The 19,238-nt window shown below is 34.4% G+C and carries 16 protein-coding genes; all 16 read left to right on the top strand.

The features are described 5' to 3' along the window. The first annotated feature begins 10 nt into the window (after positions 1-10). The 16 genes from CAP51_RS01230 to CAP51_RS01155 all read left to right on the top strand — a co-directional run bounded on the left by CAP51_RS01230 (position 11) and on the right by CAP51_RS01155 (position 19,230). Positions 11-391: a hypothetical protein gene (locus CAP51_RS01230; RefSeq protein WP_087618914.1), complete on the top strand. Its 381-nt coding sequence runs from the start codon at positions 11-13 to the stop codon at positions 389-391. Beyond that, a complete protein-coding gene (locus CAP51_RS01225; protein ID WP_342744242.1) occupies positions 355-1,101 on the top strand; it encodes a DUF6708 domain-containing protein in 747 nt (248 codons plus the stop codon). The genes CAP51_RS01230 and CAP51_RS01225 overlap by 37 nt, the downstream gene beginning before the upstream one ends. A gap of 353 nt (positions 1,102-1,454) precedes the next feature. After that, positions 1,455-4,181 carry a type VI secretion system Vgr family protein gene (locus CAP51_RS01220; RefSeq protein ID WP_087618912.1) on the top strand — a complete coding sequence of 909 codons (2,727 nt, stop codon included), beginning with the start codon at positions 1,455-1,457 and terminating at the stop codon, positions 4,179-4,181. Next, positions 4,182-5,291, top strand: a complete 1,110-nt coding sequence (locus CAP51_RS01215) for a DUF2515 family protein (protein WP_171294698.1) — start codon at positions 4,182-4,184, stop codon at positions 5,289-5,291. After that, complete coding sequence (locus tag CAP51_RS01210; protein WP_087618911.1) at positions 5,275-6,159, top strand: hypothetical protein; 885 nt, start codon at positions 5,275-5,277, stop codon at positions 6,157-6,159. The genes CAP51_RS01215 and CAP51_RS01210 overlap by 17 nt, the downstream gene beginning before the upstream one ends. 37 nt (positions 6,160-6,196) lie before the next feature. Then, entirely contained in the window at positions 6,197-6,781 is a 585-nt protein-coding gene (locus tag CAP51_RS01205) for a hypothetical protein (protein WP_171294697.1), read from the top strand. 9 nt (positions 6,782-6,790) lie between these two features. Next, positions 6,791-7,948 (top strand): type VI immunity family protein, encoded by a 1,158-nt coding sequence (locus CAP51_RS01200; protein ID WP_087618909.1) that lies wholly within the window; start codon positions 6,791-6,793, stop codon positions 7,946-7,948. Between the two features lie 198 nt (positions 7,949-8,146). Further along, complete coding sequence (locus tag CAP51_RS01195; protein ID WP_171294696.1) at positions 8,147-9,028, top strand: hypothetical protein; 882 nt, start codon at positions 8,147-8,149, stop codon at positions 9,026-9,028. Between the two features lie 187 nt (positions 9,029-9,215). Then, positions 9,216-9,743, top strand: coding sequence for a hypothetical protein (locus CAP51_RS01190; RefSeq protein ID WP_087618907.1), 528 nt, complete (start codon positions 9,216-9,218; stop codon positions 9,741-9,743). Positions 9,744-10,237: 494 nt separating this feature from the next. After that, positions 10,238-10,804 (top strand): hypothetical protein, encoded by a 567-nt coding sequence (locus CAP51_RS01185; protein WP_087618906.1) that lies wholly within the window; start codon positions 10,238-10,240, stop codon positions 10,802-10,804. 9 nt (positions 10,805-10,813) lie between these two features. After that, the gene (locus CAP51_RS01180) at positions 10,814-11,767 is read left to right on the top strand and encodes a DUF2059 domain-containing protein (RefSeq protein WP_087618905.1); all 954 of its coding nucleotides are present in this window, start codon (positions 10,814-10,816) and stop codon (positions 11,765-11,767) included. A gap of 98 nt (positions 11,768-11,865) precedes the next feature. Further along, positions 11,866-12,534 (top strand): type VI secretion system lipoprotein TssJ, encoded by a 669-nt coding sequence (gene tssJ, locus CAP51_RS01175; protein WP_087618904.1) that lies wholly within the window; start codon positions 11,866-11,868, stop codon positions 12,532-12,534. Between the two features lies 1 nt (position 12,535). After that, entirely contained in the window at positions 12,536-13,873 is a 1,338-nt protein-coding gene (gene tssK / locus CAP51_RS01170; RefSeq protein ID WP_087618903.1) for a type VI secretion system baseplate subunit TssK, read from the top strand. A 21-nt stretch (positions 13,874-13,894) separates the two neighbouring features. Then, positions 13,895-15,142, top strand: a complete 1,248-nt coding sequence (gene tssL / locus CAP51_RS01165) for a type VI secretion system protein TssL, long form (RefSeq protein WP_087619849.1) — start codon at positions 13,895-13,897, stop codon at positions 15,140-15,142. 27 nt (positions 15,143-15,169) lie between these two features. Beyond that, a complete protein-coding gene (tssM, locus tag CAP51_RS01160; protein WP_087618902.1) occupies positions 15,170-18,688 on the top strand; it encodes a type VI secretion system membrane subunit TssM in 3,519 nt (1,172 codons plus the stop codon). After that, a complete protein-coding gene (locus CAP51_RS01155) occupies positions 18,682-19,230 on the top strand; it encodes a TagF domain-containing protein (RefSeq protein WP_087618901.1) in 549 nt (182 codons plus the stop codon). Before tssM ends, CAP51_RS01155 begins: the two co-directional genes overlap by 7 nt. Positions 19,231-19,238: the final 8 nt, after the last annotated feature.

The following is a 19,238-nucleotide window of genomic DNA, read 5'->3' as shown; positions in this document are numbered from 1 at the left end:
TAATAATTTGATGAGCTTAAAAGTAAAAATAATGGAAAAGATTATTTCTTTTGGAAGGCGTGCTCATTCATATGGTGTAAATATTCCTAAAGAAGAGCTAGGAGCGACGAAATTTTTGAATCAGAATGGTCATAACTCAGGATTGGTTCAAGATCGTTGGAATTATTTTTCCATCATTAAGATGAATAATACTTATCTGGAGATGAGTGATCCAAGTTATGCGACTCGTGGTTTTGGCAATATGATAATGGGTTATTGTTTCTTGTCCTGGTTTTTTTGGATTGGATATATATCTATTGATACCATTAGAATGATATTTGAAGGGTATTATGGCTTATGGCATATTTTTGTTAAATTTTCTTTTTTCTTTTTTCTTTTTTCTTTTTTCTAATTCCTTTATGTTTCGGCTTTAATCATGATAACTATCGCTATACCCACTATCCCATTCGCTTTAACCGCAAAAATCGTAAAGTCTATTTTATGGATCAATATGGTGAGTTCCATACAGAAGATTGGGAGAAGGTACTGTTTTATATTACTAAAGAAGGCTCCGCTCGTTGGGATGATATGTCAGCAAGTTATGAGTTGCGAGCAGCGATTGTTGATGAACAAGGTTTAATTCAGCATATTGCCGGGATTGGTGCACCAGTTCCGAGAGAGTTTTTGGTGGAAGCGCAATTTAGAATGATCACCACGTATATGAATATAGGTCCGGAGCTTTTATATCCGGAATATAAAGAGGATATGGAATACAACGAAACCGAGCTCATGGCACGAGTGACGTTTTGTAATGATATAGATGGTAAGAAAGAAAGTCCCGCATTTAGCCGTTATCGAGTGAATATGCGTAATTATGGTGGACGGTTGTGGCATCTTGTAAGTTGGATTGGTCTACGTGTACCTTTATTGATGATAGGACGAATCATTGGAATGAAGACCTGTACTGTACCAGTATGGCCAGAATGGATCGAAGCAGAGAATAAGATTGCAAAGAATGATAAATATATCGTTGATGCCAGCATTAATGAGTACTATCACTATAATGTTTGGAAAAGAAAGGTTGAAGTGATAAAGAAATTTCCAAGTGGTGAAAAATTATAGATTCATTTGTATTTAAAAATAGTAATGAAAAAGGACGTAGTACAATTGAGCAAATCAATAATTATGTTCTTGTGATGTCAATATTAGAACTTGATAATATGTGGAGTACTTTTCAATAAACTGAATAAATTTCCATTTGCTAAAAGTATGAGGCATGCCTTACTAATATTTTGAAAAAATTTTAGTTTCAGTCGTTGCTTGGATATTATTGGTTTATAGCTACCTTCATCTTAGTTAAACAAAAAAGATAAGATAAAATGAAATGCAGTGTATATTTGCATAAACAAAATACAACAAACATTTTTTGAGAAATCCATTATTCTTTGATTTTTAAAATCAATTTCATATATAAAATGCACCATCAAATCCAACTATACGGCACAGCCTTGCCAGAAAGTGATTATGGCACACCTTACTTTTGGTTTGACACCTTGTCTGGCCATGAAAAGATCAATGCATTATTTGAATATCAACTGATTGTTAAAGTACGTGATCAATACTTTAATCCGGCCCATGGATATCGGGGACTAGAGGGTTATGTATCACCGCAAGAAGCAGCGACAGGCGGAAGTCCGGCCTCACATCTCAATTTACAAAGTTTGATTGGCACAGAAGTCGGCATACAAATGCGACTGGACGGACTCATTCCGTTGTTAAATGGATTGGGCGGTAATTTACAAGCGACTACTGAACAAACGAGTCAGAATCAACTGAGTGGAACCAGATATTATCGGGGCTTGGTTAATCGGGTGGAAGCATTATCAGTGCGTAACCGCCATGCTCTGTATAAAATCACTCTGGTACCCTGGTTATGGTTACTGACTAAACGCACAGATTTTAAAATCTATCAAAATAAAAATGTGCTGCATATTATCGAAGAAGTATTACAGCGTTATCCGTATCCAGTTGATTATCGTTGTCATGCGGACTATGCAGCCCTGGATTTTCAGGTGCAGTATGGCGAAACGGATTATGACTTTATCGTTAGGTTAATGCAGGAACATGGTATCAACTATCATTTTGAGCATAGCCGTAATCACCTGACCTTAGTGTTATCTGACCATAATGCAGCTTACAAAGAGATGGAAGCCAAAGGCTATCGGCAATTGAGTATCTATCCACCGAATCAGCGTTTTCCGGAACAGGCCGAATATATCGAACAGTTTGAACCTGCTCAGCAACTGGTGAGCGGCATAGTAAGCTTAAGTGATTACCAGTTTAAACAGCCACAACTGGTGCAGACAGCAAGTTCGCAATATCTGTGGGAACATCGCCATGCAGAACAGGAAATATATGAATGGCAACAAGGTGATTTTGTCGATGGTGAAGCCGGACAGATCAAAGCAACGACATTATCAGAAAGCCATTATCAACAGGGTTATCGAGCACTAGGAAAGGGACGCTTAAAAGGCTTGCAAACTGGGTATAAATTCACATTGAATAATCACCCGAATACGGCCAGTAATCGTGGTTGGCTAGTGTTAGGGACACAAACCCTGATAAGAGATATTAGTGAAGAAAAGGCCGATAACCAGTTTTATGATGCACAGGTAGAGTTTCTAGTGCAGCCGGAGGATCAGATCCTTCGACCAGATAGAACCTTTGAGAAACCGCATGGACGCCCGCAGACGGCTACAGTAGTGGGTCCGGAAGGAGAAGAAATTTATACCGATCAATATGGTCGGGTGAAAGTGAAATTCCACTGGGATCGTTATGGACAGGAAGCAGAGCAAGGTATTAACACTTGCTGGTTAAGAGTATCGACTGGCTGGGCAGGCAACAATTACGGGACGATCCATCTGCCAAGGATTGGTCAGGAAGTGATCGTAGATTTTTTTAATGGTGATCCGGACATGCCGTTTGTCGCGGGACGACTGACGAATCCTGAGCAGATGCCATTATGGGAGTTGCCGAGTCAAAAAGCATTATCGGGGATTAAATCAAAAGAATTGGAAGGTCAGCAAAGCAATCAATTGGTGATGGACGATACGCCGGAACAGGTACAGATTCATTTGAGAAGTGACCACCAAGCCAGTGAATTGAATCTGGGTTATATCACCCGTATAGCTGATGTGAGTGGTCGGACGGATTACCGTGGAGAAGGCTTTGAGTTAAGAACGGATGGGCATGGCGTAGTACGGGCAGAGAAGGGCTTGATATTGACCAGCTATGGTAAGCCTAATGCAGAGAGCTATGTAAAGGATATAGCAGCAATCACAGGTCAGTTATACAGTGCGGTTGAGCAACACAAGACGCAGACAGAAGTAGCGATACGACAAAAGGCAGATGATCGTACGATAGAGTTGACAGCACAAACAGAATTGAAAGTACAAGTAGAAGAGATAGAAGGTAAGACTGGAGAGGGTGATTACAAAGAATTATCTAGTGCGCATGTTGTGATTGGCACACCATCGGGTGTTGGAATTGTTGCGGGTCAAAGTATACATCTGACATCTGAAGAACAGATTGCGTTGAGTAGTGGAGAGGATGTGAGTCTGGCCGTAGGAGGACGCTTATTTGCCAGTAGTTATTCGGGCATAAGTTTGTTTACGCAACAGGGTGGTGCAAGGTTATTTTCGGGTCAGGATAAGGTTGAGATTCAGGCACAGGATGGGGCGCTGGAAATGCTTGCCCGTATGGGAATACAAATTATTTCTACAGAACAGGGCATTAATATCACAGCCAAAAATGGTATTAAGCTTAATGGTGGTGGATCACAAGTTGAGATAAACAATGGTGTAACATTTACTACAAGCGGTAAATTTGAAGTAAAAGCTTCGGAACATAAGTTTTTAGGGCCACAAAATGTTGGTGTAAATATAAATAACCTCCCGGCATTAGAAGTTTTTAATGAGCAGTTTGAGATGAAGTTACCTTCAGGGGAGCCACTGTCCTTTATCGATTATAAAATTTCATCAGCAGAAAATGGATTTATTGCACAATCAAATGAAATAGGAAAAACGCAAGTCGTTCATTCAAAACAAGAGGAAGAATTAAAACTCGATTTATTATGGATGAATTTAGATTTTTCCGAAGATGCAGAATCTGCAATAGATATAAATAATAAAGGAGAAGATTAAATGTCTGATAGTTTAAATTGGACAAGTAATACCAATACAACTGAAAATAGTTGTCAAAATGCTCAATGTGATTGTTTGACTTTTTGGGAAATTTATCAGCAAGAAGCCATCAAACGTCTTTCTAATATAACGAATAAAAATACATATAGTTACAAACTCGAACCAGGTTATGAAGCACGTGCCCGGAGGATTGCCGCAGTATATGCAAAAATTTATCTGGAACAGGAATTAAATGGTAATAATAATTTAAAAGGACGTTATTACTGGATGGGTTTAGGAGCTTTTGCTTCTAAAACAGTTGCTGCGGTATTTAAACATGGCTTAACAAGGTATGGATATTATTTTACTCCATTATCATTTGTACGTGATCCCGTTCATGCTTTTGCCAAAGGTAATCTTTGGCTGTTTATGGATATTGCTACATGGCATTATGCATGGAGTGTTTCGCCAAGTTCATTTAACAGTTGTAAATCAATACGTAATACCAATAACTACAAGCATATTAAAACCTCGCTAGATAATTTGCCTTGGTCATCGTGTTTATCGCAAATTAAATATTTACAACTTACGCCGGAAATTAATCAGGCATTTGAACTATTACCAAGTATTGAACGGGTGTTTAAAACAATTAATACTCGGCAGACAAAATTTAGAAATGCTAGTGAAGACTTATTTAAACATTTACTCACTATCGCTGTACAGGAACAGCATAATATTCTACAACCTGTTGTATGGGAAGAAAACTCTGTACAGCGGATGGCACAAATACAACGTACAACAAAAATACCTGATGCTACGCTGGTACTGTCTAGTGACTATGAAGTTGCCGCAGTTAAACCGAACTCCAAAGGGCAATATGTAGGCAGACATGCTGAGGACTTGGCAAAACTTCCTGAAGCACCTTATAGCGAACCTTTAGATGGTACTAGAGTTGAAAATTATGATAGTCGCATGAAATGGATACAGGAGGCAGCAAAAAAATATCATAGATTAATGCAACGTGAAAGAGGTCGTCTTTTTTTAGAAAAAGAACTCGCTATTATTGCAGGATGGATCAATAGTACAGCCAACTTCCATATCGGACGAAATAGTAATGATGGCAAGATTTAAATTATTTGTGCTTATTCTAGTAGTAAGCTTAATTGTGGCATGTCAACCTAAAGAAATAAAGAGTAATGAAAATATGAGAAATGATAAAATTATAAATTTACATTTTGGTGAGCAAGGCATACAGGACTTTCAGAAATATACAGGAGGCAAAATTGATCGTCAGCCTGCTGGTATGAATTTTATGACTTTGAACTGGCAACCGCCTCATTTAGGTAAAGTAAAAATTGACAATGGACAAGCCAGTTTAGTGATTGACCATGTGTTTTCAGTCATGGGAGTTCAAGTTGCTGATGATCCTCATATTAAAGGTATAACAGCCTTAGATATAGATGCAAGCTTACACCAAGCAGAATTTGTAAGCCCGCAAGATGCTTATATTGCGTATGTAAAATTGATGGAACATTTAAATCAACAAGGCTGGAAGCAATTTTTTTATCGGTCTGATGCTCGTATTGCCAAAGAAGATAACTTAAAACATGTGTTTGAAAGATTTAAAGTGATTGATCCAACATATCGTTTTAGTTATGAAGAATGGCAAAAAGTAATGAATAATTTGCCTGCTGGTATAGTATATCGTTTATATAATAATGGAATTTTCTTAAGTGTTAGTTTATACCGAAGTGCTGTCAATGAAAAAAAACAGGAACAATATATGCTTCGTTATGATATTCAAACGATTCGTTATAATGAACGAAATACAATTGAAAAATCATATGAAATGAATGACAGTGAGTTTGCAGCAGCATTTGAAAAAGCTCGTGAGCGTGAGAAGCTTTCAAGACAAGAAGAAGAGCAAGAAATGAAGGCAAAAGGTTATCGTATAGATGAAAGTTATGTTGATCCTGATGTGTGGGAATATATAAAGTAATGTGATCAAGGATTTACCCACATCGAAAGCGAAAATATTGGCACAGTGGGCAGGTGTAGTATTAACAGAAATCTATGATATGGAGCTTGATGATGCATTTATTGTAGTTAAGCTTAAGCAGTTAGCTGCGTCTATTATGTTTGAATTTATCGACGAAGTTTTACAATGTCAAAGTTCATTAAAAACAGAAGTGTGTTTTGGGGCAAAAAATGAAGACCCCAGAACGATGATTCCACCAACTCGGCTAACCCGTGCAGGTGCTCTAGGTATTAATCCTTTTTATCCTAGTCCTTATCATAACCAGAAAGGCAGTATTTCTGCGGATTTGATCATTCTAGAAAGTCGGCTTGAACCAGTCTCCAAAACCAATCTCTTTGCCATAATAGAAATTAAATTTCAGAATGATAGAATAAAAGATCAACAGTTTAAATCTTATGAAAGATTATTGAAAGAATCGAAAGAAGTTAAACAAACTAAATATGGAAAAAGTAATAATTATTCGAGTAAAGGTTTGGTGAAAGGTGGTTGTATTTCTTTATTTCGTTATCCAGAGGATAAAGCATTAGTAAGAGGAGAGGACAAAGAGCAATCGAAAAGCCAGCAAGGGTGTAGAAAGAAATAAGGAAAAGATATGAGTACTACACAAATTTATATGACTAATGAAGACATAAAAGGTTGGATTGATGATATTAAGAATGACAATGCTCTTGTCTTAACTGGTTTAGAAGGTGAAGATTGCTATGGTATTGGACCATATTTTAGTTGTTATATCCTACATGATGAAGCAGAAGTACATAACCTGATAAAAAAGATAGTAAGGCTATTCCATTGTTTTAGTGAAATAAAAAATGAAGATTGGACATGGGTATTGAACCCAGCCAAAGACATTATGGTTGAGATAGATAAATTTGACATAGTAACCCTGGAACAGCAATGTTTAAAAGAATATGAAAAAGAGGATTTTGTTTCGTTTAGTGCAACTTGTTCAGATGAAACAGTATTTAGTTCAGCAGTGTGGGGATTTGAATTTACTATAGATAATAGTGATATTTGTTATGCCACATTCAAAGTTAACTTTAGGTATGCTTGGTATTTAGCAAGTCATCAAAATCGAGAAATTTGGCATGACTTTATCAATGAGTGTATTCAGAGCTTAAAACCAATGCATGCTTATAGCGGCTTTGAAATAGCCTCTGCACCACTTGGACGCGAAGGTGGTTTCGAGCGTAATACTTTGGAACGTATTGCAGCAGATTATTTTTATGGACTGGATATTGATCATCCAATGAAAATGGGATTCCATACCCACTTTAAAACGAATGGCTATATTGATTATCAAGGATTAGGCTCAGGTATTCGTACCCCGGTATGGAGCTTTATGTTGGCACCATATTGGTTAAAGCAATTGGGCATGACATGGCAACAAGTTATTGACTATTTTGCGCCCTATCCACAAGTTAAGATTAGTCAGTATATCTACGATGATCATCGAGTTGGGCTATGGATACAATTGGGTGAGCTGGATTTATATCCGGTTGAAGAAGGTTTACCCCCTTTATTGGTATATGCCAATAAACTGATTCGACCTATTCGATGTGATCATCTGGAATTGACCATTTATGATCGTTGGGAAGATGATCCAAATCCATTTTTTGATTATGAGAGCGGTGTAGCATGGATGCGCCGTTTTGATGTTGCAGAAGATGTTGAACAATATAATAAAACAAAAGAAATTCCAGAAACACTAAGAGCTTTGCCTGAAGATATATGTCCGAAAACGGGTTGGTAGATTGCGCCACATTTGCGAGGGAAGAGACAATATTTTAAACAAGGTGAAATAATTGAAGGAAATAAAGCCACAGCACAGGGAGATTTAATTATTTGGTATTATCGATATGATGAACAGGATTTATAAATGAGGAAGTAGGTTTTAAAATGGAGAAAGTTACTTTGGTTGGGAAGTATTGAAAATGTGTGAAATAGTACTATGACAAAAGTTAAATTTTTGTTTCGGATATTGTTCTGTATCACATTAGTATTGTTTATTAATGCTTGTCAACAAGAAAAATCTATAATGAAGAATAATGAAATTATAAACTTACATTTTGGTGAGCAAGGCATACAGGACTTTCAGAAATATACAGGAGGCAAAATTGATCGTCAGCCTGCTGGTATGAATTTTATGACTTTGAACTGGCAACCGCCTCATTTAGGTAAAGTAAAAATTGAAAATGGGCAAGCCAGTTTAGTGATTGACCATGTGTTTTCTGTCATGGGAGTTCAAGTTGCTGATGATCCTCATATTAAAGGTATAACAGCTTTAGATATAGATGCAAGTTTACACCAAGCAGAATTTGTTAGTTCGCAAGATGCTTATATTGCGTATGTGAAACTGATGGAACATTTAAATCAACAAGGCTGGAAGCAATTTTTTTATCGGTTTAATCCCCGTATTGCCAAAGAAGATAACTTAAAATATATCTTGGAAACATTTAAAGTAATTGATGTTACGCATCGACTGAGTTATGAAGAATGGCAAAAAATAATGAATACGGTTCCTATGGGAATAAATTATGAGCTCTATAGTCAGGGTATTTTACTACAAATAAGTTTATATCGAAGTGCAGTAAATGAAAAGAAACAGGAACAATATATGATACGGTATGATATTCAAACGATTCGTTACGATGAACGAAATACAATTGAAAAATCATATGAAATGAATGACAGTGAATTTGCAGTAGCATTTGAAAAAGCTAGTGAGCGTGAGAAGCTTTCAAGACAAGGAAAAGAGAAAGAAATGAAGGCAAAAGGTTATCGTATAGATGAAAGTTATGTTGATCCTGATGTGTGGGAATATATAAAGTAATGGCAATACGAGAGACTATCAGAATATATAAAATCTATGGTGAAATTGTACAGAAGAGAAAGTAAAAGGCTCACGGCTTGCCAATCCCAAGCATTTTAATGAATTTGAACAAATATATGCATATTTAATATCATCGTTATAATATTTAAATGTATAATTATATCAGTTATTTTTGGTAAATTTTCTTATGAATAGAAAACAGAAAAATAAATTTTTATTAATTTTCTTTTCAATTATTTTGATTGTAATTTTAGTGCCTGCATATCCTCGTAATGATTTTGAAATCAAATTATTGATGTTTATTGCAAATAATTTAAAAGTGACTATTGGTTCAAATGGTTCATTACCATTCTATACTGCTATAACGAGTATTTATATTTTTATAGTTAGTTTAGTTTTTGGTGGTGTTATTGTATATAGAATTTTAAAAAAGATTGGTTTAAATAAAAAATTTCAACTTGCTTTTTATCATCATTTTTTTGAAATGTCTATTTCACATCAAGGTTGGGAAAAACGTTGGTTAAAAACTCCATTACGCAAGAAAATTTATATCACATGTATAATGCTTTTTTTAGGCTTTTTCTATATATGCCATTTCTTTTTAGAAGATATTAGTTTTGCTTCTGGTAAGCGAGGGGAGATAATTGGGCTTGCTTATAATAATAAAATTGGAGTTATCATATTCGAAAGTTGCTCTTCAATTTTTTTATTATAGTTGTAATCTATTTTTTATTCTTATTTATTTATATTTTTAACATTATACGAGGTGTAGGTTGTGGATTATCACCACAAATAAAAAAATAATCGTCAAAAAAGAAATAATTAATGTGAATAGCGAAGTGAATCAGTTAAGATAAAGAATGGTAAATTCACATTTAGGTGAACAAAAAATACAGCATTTCCAGAAATATAAAGGGGGGAAGACGGATCATCAGCCTACAAGTATGAATGTAATGACATTACGATGGCAAGCTCCTCATCTAGGTAAAGTGAAAATTGAAAATGGATAAGCCAGTATGATGATTGACATGTGTTTTTAGTCATGGGGGTTCAATTTTTTATAGAAATGTTGTTAGCTGTGTCGAAGTTTTGGATATGAACAATACGAAATTTTGAAAACCAAAATGATACAATATGATATAGAAATAACGAATTGAAAATAATAATATACAAAACACATGGATCATGTCATAAAATTAAGAATTTTGTATGAATCAAGGGTTGTATATCTATCGTAAAAAATGGTTAAAGCTATCTATGTTTTCTAAATTATATATATTTACATGCATGTGCATTCTTATCAGCGGTTCGAGTATCGTGCAAGCAGCACCTGTCTCAGAGCAAACGACACAACAATTTTTTAAGTTGATTGATGAAGATAATATTCTTATCCAGAAAAAAGTGAACTCCTCACTTTATCATCAATATGCGTTATCACGTGTTTATAGCTTTCTTGGCGGGGAACAACCATTAAATGCTGAACAAAGAGAACTAGTTGCAGAGATTGAAAAACTTTATATGGATATGGACACTGCTCGCTTAAATTCGATTAGATCCGAATCATTTGAAACATATAAGGAATTATTTGAAACTATACATAGTGAAGAAAGCGTACAAGCACAATTAAATTTTATGTCATCGTCTATTGGCCAATCAATTTTATCAAAACAACCTCAGCGTCAAGTTGCAATTCAGCAACTTTATCTTTCTCTACCTATAGAGCTTAGTCAACAAGCAGATTTGCAAGATGCTCTACGCAGCATATTAAATAAATAGGATTATAATATGAGAAAGATATTTTTAGCCATTTCTTTACCATTCTTATCGTCGATAGTGGCAGCAAATACTGAGAATGAAAATAAATTTTTTGTGGCTTATCAAGTCGCACAATCAAGTAATTTACCCCAAACTATCCATCGTTATGTGGTTTCAGAAGATATACTTGATCAAATTGCAATAGAAAGCCTTAAACAGATAGGTACACAAGAGTTGATTGCAAAGTATAAAGATGATCAAATTTTTAGAAATAAGATAAAAAGTGCAGTAAAGGAATATCTTGATAGTCGTCAGGTTGCAAACCTATATGATGATGCAGCGACAAAAATTTATAATCAGATCTATTCTTTAGAAGAGTTGAAAGCACAGTATCATTTGAATCGATCAATTCAAGGTCAGAAATTTTTATCTGATAACCTACAAGTTAATCAAAAAATGCAGCAAGCATTAGCCGAGATTAACAATAAATATGATAATGCTAATTTTCAGCAAAAACTGGAGCTCGGTGTACAGAAAAGTTTACAAAAGTTATTACCAGTGGTTGAGGAAAATGACAATATAGAGCAGCAAAGTAATAAGATTGATAATCTAAAACAAGAGGAAGTTTCAGGAGTAACGTCGCCCCTTGATATCAGTCAATCTGAATCTTTAAATCAATCGTCACTTATAGATAAATCTCCTCAAGATGTGATGCAGATTGCTGATCAGCAATCGATTACAATAGAAATAAAAAAGCAATTACCGGTTGATGATTCCACGATAACCAATAATGCCAAAATAACGCCTGAACAGGCTAATCAACAGATTTTATCTGAAACAGACTTAAATGCCAATATACAAGAGAATCCGGCTATAATCGATAATGATCACTCAGCTTTAAATTCTTCTTTAGAATCTCAGTCTGTACAGGTTGAAGATCATGAAGTTGTTAGCTCAGAGATACAAGGAGAAAACAATCAATAATAAAAACACCCTAAACGATGAGGATAATTTGTTATCAAAGTTAAATTGATGGGCTTTGGTGATTCAAAAACACAAATATTTAATTTGAGTGACTAGATATGATTTTTTTAAAATTTATAGTTATAAGTGTAATTTGTATGGCGCTATATGGCTGTGTTTCAGTTCCAGATAAAAAAAATGCTAAAAATGATTTGGATGTTTTTATTTTCTCATCGGACGATATTAATGAAGACGTTTTAGGTGAAGCTTCTCCGGTTCGTGTCAGTATTTTACAACTAGCAAATGCTGTGGAATTCAATCAAATGAGTGAGTTAAGCGCTAATGCCGGTTATAAAACGCATTTGGGTGAAAGTGTATTGGACGAAGTAAATTTCACGATTCGACCATCTAGTCAGATGGAATTCAAATTACCCTTAAAGGATCAAACAGAATATTTGGGTATTGTTGTAGCATATCGTGATTTAAGTAAAAACTGGAAATTGGCGCTTTATAAACAAGATAAAAAATGGTATCAGAGCGGTGGCGATTTTCTTTATTTACAAGTGACATCGGATGGAGTTATTCCATTAACCAAGAATGAGGCTTTAACGAAAATTGCTGCTAAGAAACTTGAGCAACAAGGGCAAGTTTTGCAAGATTTAACAGATAAAGAAAAAGACAAAATTCTCAAGCAGCTTGATAAAGCGATGGAAGATAAAAAGGCAGCTGATTTAAAACGCGGGATTTTTATTGAACAAAGCAATAAAAATATACAGGTTGGAGAATAAGATGGTAATCGAACGTAAAGTCGTATGGGGAGAAGGTACATTAATTTCTCCACAACATTTTCAGCAACTAGAACGTTATTATGATTATCAGCTTAGTCAGTATTATTTGGCTGGTACAACATATGGTTGGGGATTTCAGGAATTAGTACTTAATCTCGCAGCAAGTCGGACAGGCGTATTATCTGTTGAACGATTAAGTGGTTTTTTTAAAGATGGAAGCTTTTTTAATGAAACTCTGGATTCTGCACCCCATTTAACGTTACATATTCCGGCAAATATTGAGAATGAATATGTTTATTTGGTTTGGTCAAATTTGTCGACATATCAAAGAAACTATAGTTTTATTGGCGATCGGGAACAACAATTGAGTCGATTTATCTCTAGTCATTTAGAGTTAAACGATTTAACCGAATTAAATTTACCCAAGCGTAATATTGTAGTTGCAGCACCTAACCTAAGATTAGCGCTTGCTCAGGATATTCCAGAAGGAACATTGAGCCTACCTATTGCATTAGTTGCTTCTACGACCAATACAGGTGAGGTATTCTTGAATGAAAATTTCATTCCACCATGTATTAATATGCAAGTAAACCAAAGATTAAGAGACTATCAGTCTGAGATCATGGGATTATTAAAACAAAGGGCGATTGCACTTGCCAGTATATTGACCAATCCTTCATTGACTTCTACAGGCGATGTTCGTGATTTTTTAATGTTGCAAACTATTAATCGCTATAGCGCTTATATGCACCATATTTCTACGATTTTATCTATACATCCATGTCAGGTTTATGAGAGTTGGCTAAAACTTTATGGTGATTTGAGTACGTTTAAAACCGAAAAAATGCATATGGATTTACCGGTTTATCATCATGATCAATTGCAGGCTAGTTTTGAACATTTGGTGCGCTTGTTACGTGATGTGTTATCAATTGTTCTTGAGCAAAGAGCAATTTTGATTCCATTAGAGATTAGAGATGAAGCAACACGCGTTGCTATTACACCAGATCGTACACTTTTAAATTCGTGTAATTTTGTGTTGGCAATTCAGGCTAGTATGCCATCTGAAGTATTGCGGCAACGTATTCCTGCAACAGCAAAAATTGGCTCAGTAGAAAAAATTAAGGATCTGGTATCCTATCATCTACCGGGAGTTCGTTTAAATGCATTATCAACAGCACCGCGTGAGTTACCTTATCATGCTGGTTATAGCTATTTTGAATTAGATAAAAGCTCTGAATTATGGGCGGATTTAAACAACTCTTCAGGCATGGCGATTCATCTGGCAGGCGACTTCCCTGATTTACAAATAGAATGCTGGGCAATTAAATCAATTTAATGAATTAAATCGAGAATGATCATGCAAACAATAAAGTTTGAAGAAATTGAATCAAATATTCTGAACCAAGATAATGCTGAATTAAAGCAGAAGGGAAGGAATTATATTGTTGAAGCGGCAATTCCGCTTCTAAATCGTGCTTCTCAAATGAAATATTTTCAAAGTAAGTTGTCAACACAAGAAATATTAAATTTATTGCGTAAAGAAATTGAGCAATTTGAAGAAGTAGCAGAAGAAAATGGTGCGACCTATGAAACGGTTAAAGCCGCTAGATATTGCTTGTGTACACTTTTGGACGAATTTGCTGCAAAAAATGGTTGGGCTACTCAGGAATGGTCTGCACATAGTTTGTTAGTTACTTTCCATAATGAAACATGGGGAGGAGAACAGTTTTTTCAACTTTTGGATCGAATTAAAACAGAACCACAAAAGAATATTAATTTAATTGAGTTAATGTATTATTGTCTTGTATTGGGATATATGGGCAAATATCAGGTATTAAATAATGGTAAAGTTACTGTAGAAAATATAAAAAAAGATCTGGAAAAAATCATACGTGAATATAAGGGTACAACATCAAATAATTTATTAAAAGACAGTGTAGATAAAAAAGGTTTATTCATTGCTAAAGGTAAGCGGATCCCATTATGGAGTATATTGGTAAGTGGCTTGGCTGTAGCTGTTCTGACGCATACTTTTTTAAACTGGAAGCTTGCACAACAAACTAATAATGTAAATACACGTATCAATGCTTTGCAAGTGCAGCAAAATCTACCTATATCTAATGAACGCGTACAATTGCTTGCACCTTTATTAAAAAATGAAATTGACAATAAACTTATTCAGGTCTATGAAATTCCTGGTAAAAGTACGATCACTATACTTGGTGATGAATTATTTGCATCAGGGTCAGATAAGATTCAAGATAGATTTTATCCTGTATTGGCAACAGTAAGTCAGGCATTAAACAATGTCGATGGTCAGATTACAGTTTCTGGATATACTGATGATCGGCCTATTAGTAGTGCGACTTATCCTTCTAACTGGCATTTGTCACAAGGTCGGGCTGATGCAGTTAAAGCGATTCTTCTTAACTACATTCGTGATGAATCAAGAGTTCGTTCTGAAGGCAAAGGTTCAGATAATCCAGTTGTTGCAAATAATTCTCCTGAAAATAGAGCAAAAAATCGTCGAGTTGAAATTACTGTTTATATCCAGCCTGGCTCGAAACAATTGGCTACAACTACAGGCGTTAATGTTCAGAATTAATTCTATTTCAAAATTAAGGTAACTAAAATGGGAATTTTATCAGGATTGGGTTGGAGTAGTCTGTGGAGTGTATTTGGTATACTTTCCCTGATTACCATGATATGGGTCGCAGGACCAACTTTGTCAATTGCAGACTATAAACCTTTGGCACCTATATGGGTAAGAGTTTTATTGTCTGTTTTAATCTGTCTAATTTTCTTAGCTGTCTATTTATATAAATGGTATCAAACTAAAAAATTAAACCAACATGTGATAGAAGAAATTAAAGCAAGTGAACTTGGTTCAGATAATAAAACTGGTAGTATCGGCAATAGTGCACTTCAAGAACAATTTTTAAATATTGAAACGGTTTTACAACGGCACAATGATCAACAATCAAAAAATCTATTCCAAAAGTTATTTGCAGATAAAAATGAATACATCTATCAAAAACCTTGGTTTTTAATGGTAGGTGCATCCGGTGTTGGTAAAACAACGGCAATCTTAAATTCGGGACTAACATTTCCTGTTGGTACAACAGATAATGTTTCAAAACTTATTGGAACACGTGATTGTGATTGGTTTTTAACAGATGAAGCCTTATTGTTGGATACAGCAGGTCGGTTTGTTGAACAGAATGATGATATTAATAATAGTGAAGACTGGAATGAATTATTAGGTTTACTTAAACGTTGTCGTACCAAGCAACCGATTAATGGTTTGGTATTAATGGTAAGTACTGATGATATATTGTCTAAAGATGAAGGAAGAGTACAGCAGCAATTACAACAAATCAGATTAAGACTACAAGAACTACAAGCTTCTTTTAAAACGACTTATCCATTATATATTATGGTGAATAAAATTGATTTAATCTCTGGATTTAATCAATATTTTAACTATTTAACTGAAGAAGAACGGAAAAAGGTATTTGGCGTAGATTTAGATCCTCTTACGCCAACTTCTGCAGAGAAAATTAATCGTATTACGTCTGAAATTGATCAAATTTCTGAGCGTATTCAGAAAAATCTATTTACAAGTGTTGCTTATAATAATCAACAGAATGATCCATCAGATCTGGCGATTGGTTTTGCTTCTGAATTTTCAAATTTTTCACAAAGTTTGAAATTGTATTTAAAACGTTTACTTAATTTATCTAGATATGATTCTGATCTAAATTTGGCAGGGGTTTATTTTACTAGTGCTGTGCAACAGGAAAATGAATCTATAAAATCAACTGATGCTTTAAATTATGATTTGCAAGAGAAATATAGTGGTAATGGACATGCGACTTTAGTCCCAAAAGCGAAAGCATATTTTGTTAATCAGATTTTCCAGACATTGTTATTAAATACTGCAAATCTTGCTGGTATGGATAATGCGTGGTTGAAAAAACGACGTAAAATTTACTGGATCTGTGTTGCAGTTACAGCCTTAGTTTTATTAATTTTTTTATTTTTGTTGATTCGGGCATATAGCCACAATCATCATTATCTCGATGCTGTATCGACACAACTGAATAAAGTCGAAAGTGATGCTAAAAATGTAGATGCAACCAATGTATCTGATTTACTTAACTTTACTCAAAAGGTTTATCTATTACCCACATACAATATTAATAAAGAATATTTAGATGATTCATTTATAAAAAATTTGGGTTTAAGTCAATTTAAAGATGTTGAAAAAGCTGCAATGTCGAAACATCAAAGCTTGATTGATGAAAATTTGATTCCTGTTATTTCTACTGAAATTGATGAGCAACTTAAACGTAGTATAGATTCTAAAGACTATAATAGAATTTATAGGAATTTAAAAACTTATTTGATGTTGTATCAGCCAAACCATTATAGTAATGATTATATTAATCAATGGATTGTTACAGATTTAATGAAATATAATGCGAATGGAGATGATGTAAATCATCAATCTATCCAAGCATTAAAAAATGTATTAAGTTCAAAACGTATTATTGCAAAAAATAATTACGATCCTCTATTAGTGAGTCAAGCACGTGAGTTATTATTGCATCAGGATATTGCAAATTTAATATATGCTGATTTGGTGCATTATGTAAGAAGTCTGGATTTGAGAAGTATGCCTGTTGTTTCTTTTGTATCAATGGGGGGCTCATCTACCAATACATTATTTAGACGAGTAAGTAATAAAACATTAAACGAACCTATTTCTGTTTTATATACCAAATATGGATATAAAAATTTATTTATGCCGTACGTTGGAGAGCGATTAAATAAATTTTATAAAGAAGAGAAATGGGTGCTAGGCGATGGTGTATTAGTACAGTCCGAAGATCAGGTCTTGGCTGATATTTATCAACTCTATGCAATTCAATATACGGAAGCTTGGAAAAATTATCTAAAAGATATACGAATGTTGCAGCCACAAAATTTGCAGCAAGCTATTGCTATGTCTAAACAGCTTTCTGAAAAAAACTCTTCATTGGCTGGTATCATTAAAGGGATAAGTGATAATACTAACTTAATGACACCTACTGTACTTAATGCAGAGACAGAACAATCTCAGCAAAAAAATCAGGACAAAGCGTTAGAGATAGGTAAAAATCCAGTATTAGATGAAAGTAAAGTGCAAGGCTACTTACAAATCATTGCCAGTAATTTTTCACAATTTCAAAGTTTAACTCAAACAGGTTCGGAGTCTGGTGCACAGCTTGATGAAATTATTAAATCTATTAATGATTTATATGTGTATTTGGTGGCTTTACAATTGAGTATGCAAAGTGATGATCAACTTATGCCTGATACGACACCTTTGGTAAATTATAAAGCACAAGTGAATCGGTTACCCGAACCTTTTCGACCTATGCTTGATCAATTTGTAACCCAAGTAACATTATCGAGTCAGCAATATAAAGATGCACAAACTTTAGGTGTGGCTAAACAGCAGGATCAAATGGTACAGTCAAATTGTAGAAATCTGACTAGTAACAAATATCCTTTTGTTGCAAAATCTACTCAAGATATTTCCTTACAAGAATTGGGATCACTTTTTGGTAAGGAGGGTATTTATCTAAAGACTTTAGGGGCTAATGTCGCTGTTAGCCAAAATCAAAATACGCCATTTATTCTGTTATTGGAAAACAACCAAATTAAGCGCAAAGCAAATTATCTAGATGCTGAAAAAATTAATATGCAATATTTTGCAGGGAGAAATACACCACATATAGATTTTGTGATGAGAGTCATTGCTATGGATAAAAGTATTGATAATCTGAATATTTCTTATGGTGGTAAGAAGATTCAGTATTATCATGGTCCCCAGCAAAATGTCATGTTGAGTTGGCCAGCACAGGATAATCAGATTATATTAGAAGCAACTTCTGCCAATGAGAAACCAGAAACTCTGGAAGTTAAGGGAGAATGGGCTATCTTTAGATTAATTGATCAGGCCAATAAAGCGATCTTGACAAATGACGGTAAAGGTATATTAGCTACATTTAATCTTGATGGAAAGAAAGTCTATATTGAATTTCGAGCAGTTTCTGGTAATAATCCTTTTAACTTGACTTTATTCAGAGAGTTTAAATGTTAAGTCAATCTATTGGCTGGTGTGGAAAATTACCCATACAAGCAGATTTTATTCAATCCAATCGTTTTTCCAATATTGAAAAAAACATAATGGATTGGATAATAAAAGGACAAAATCACCTAGGTGAGAAATTAGTCAAAATGAATGATTCTTATATAGTAAATTTTTACTATTTTTCTAATAAGAATTTTTCGGAAGAAGGTAAGTTTGTCCGTGGAGTTCTATTTAATAGTCGGGATCAACGTGGTCGTATTTGTCCATTTGTCATGTTTTGTGTAGATGAAAAAGCTCCTTTAAAAGAGATATTCTTGATTTTCTTTCAAAAACTTAATGACTTTAAATTTAAATTTAGCTTATTGAATTCATTGTTAATTGATGATCAAATATTTACAAATTTAATGGAGGCTGTTCCTACACTTGATTTAAATGGGCGGATACTTGAGCCAATGGATTATTGGGTGGAACTATATCCAACGTTTTCGGGACTTGAATTAAAAGTTGAAAAAACTAATCATATCGTTTATAGAAAATTAATGCTTAAGTAGGATACTTC

It is taken from the genome of Acinetobacter populi, from assembly GCF_002174125.1.
GTDB lineage: Bacteria > Pseudomonadota > Gammaproteobacteria > Pseudomonadales > Moraxellaceae > Acinetobacter > Acinetobacter populi.
This window is presented reverse-complemented; position numbering and strand designations above follow the sequence as displayed.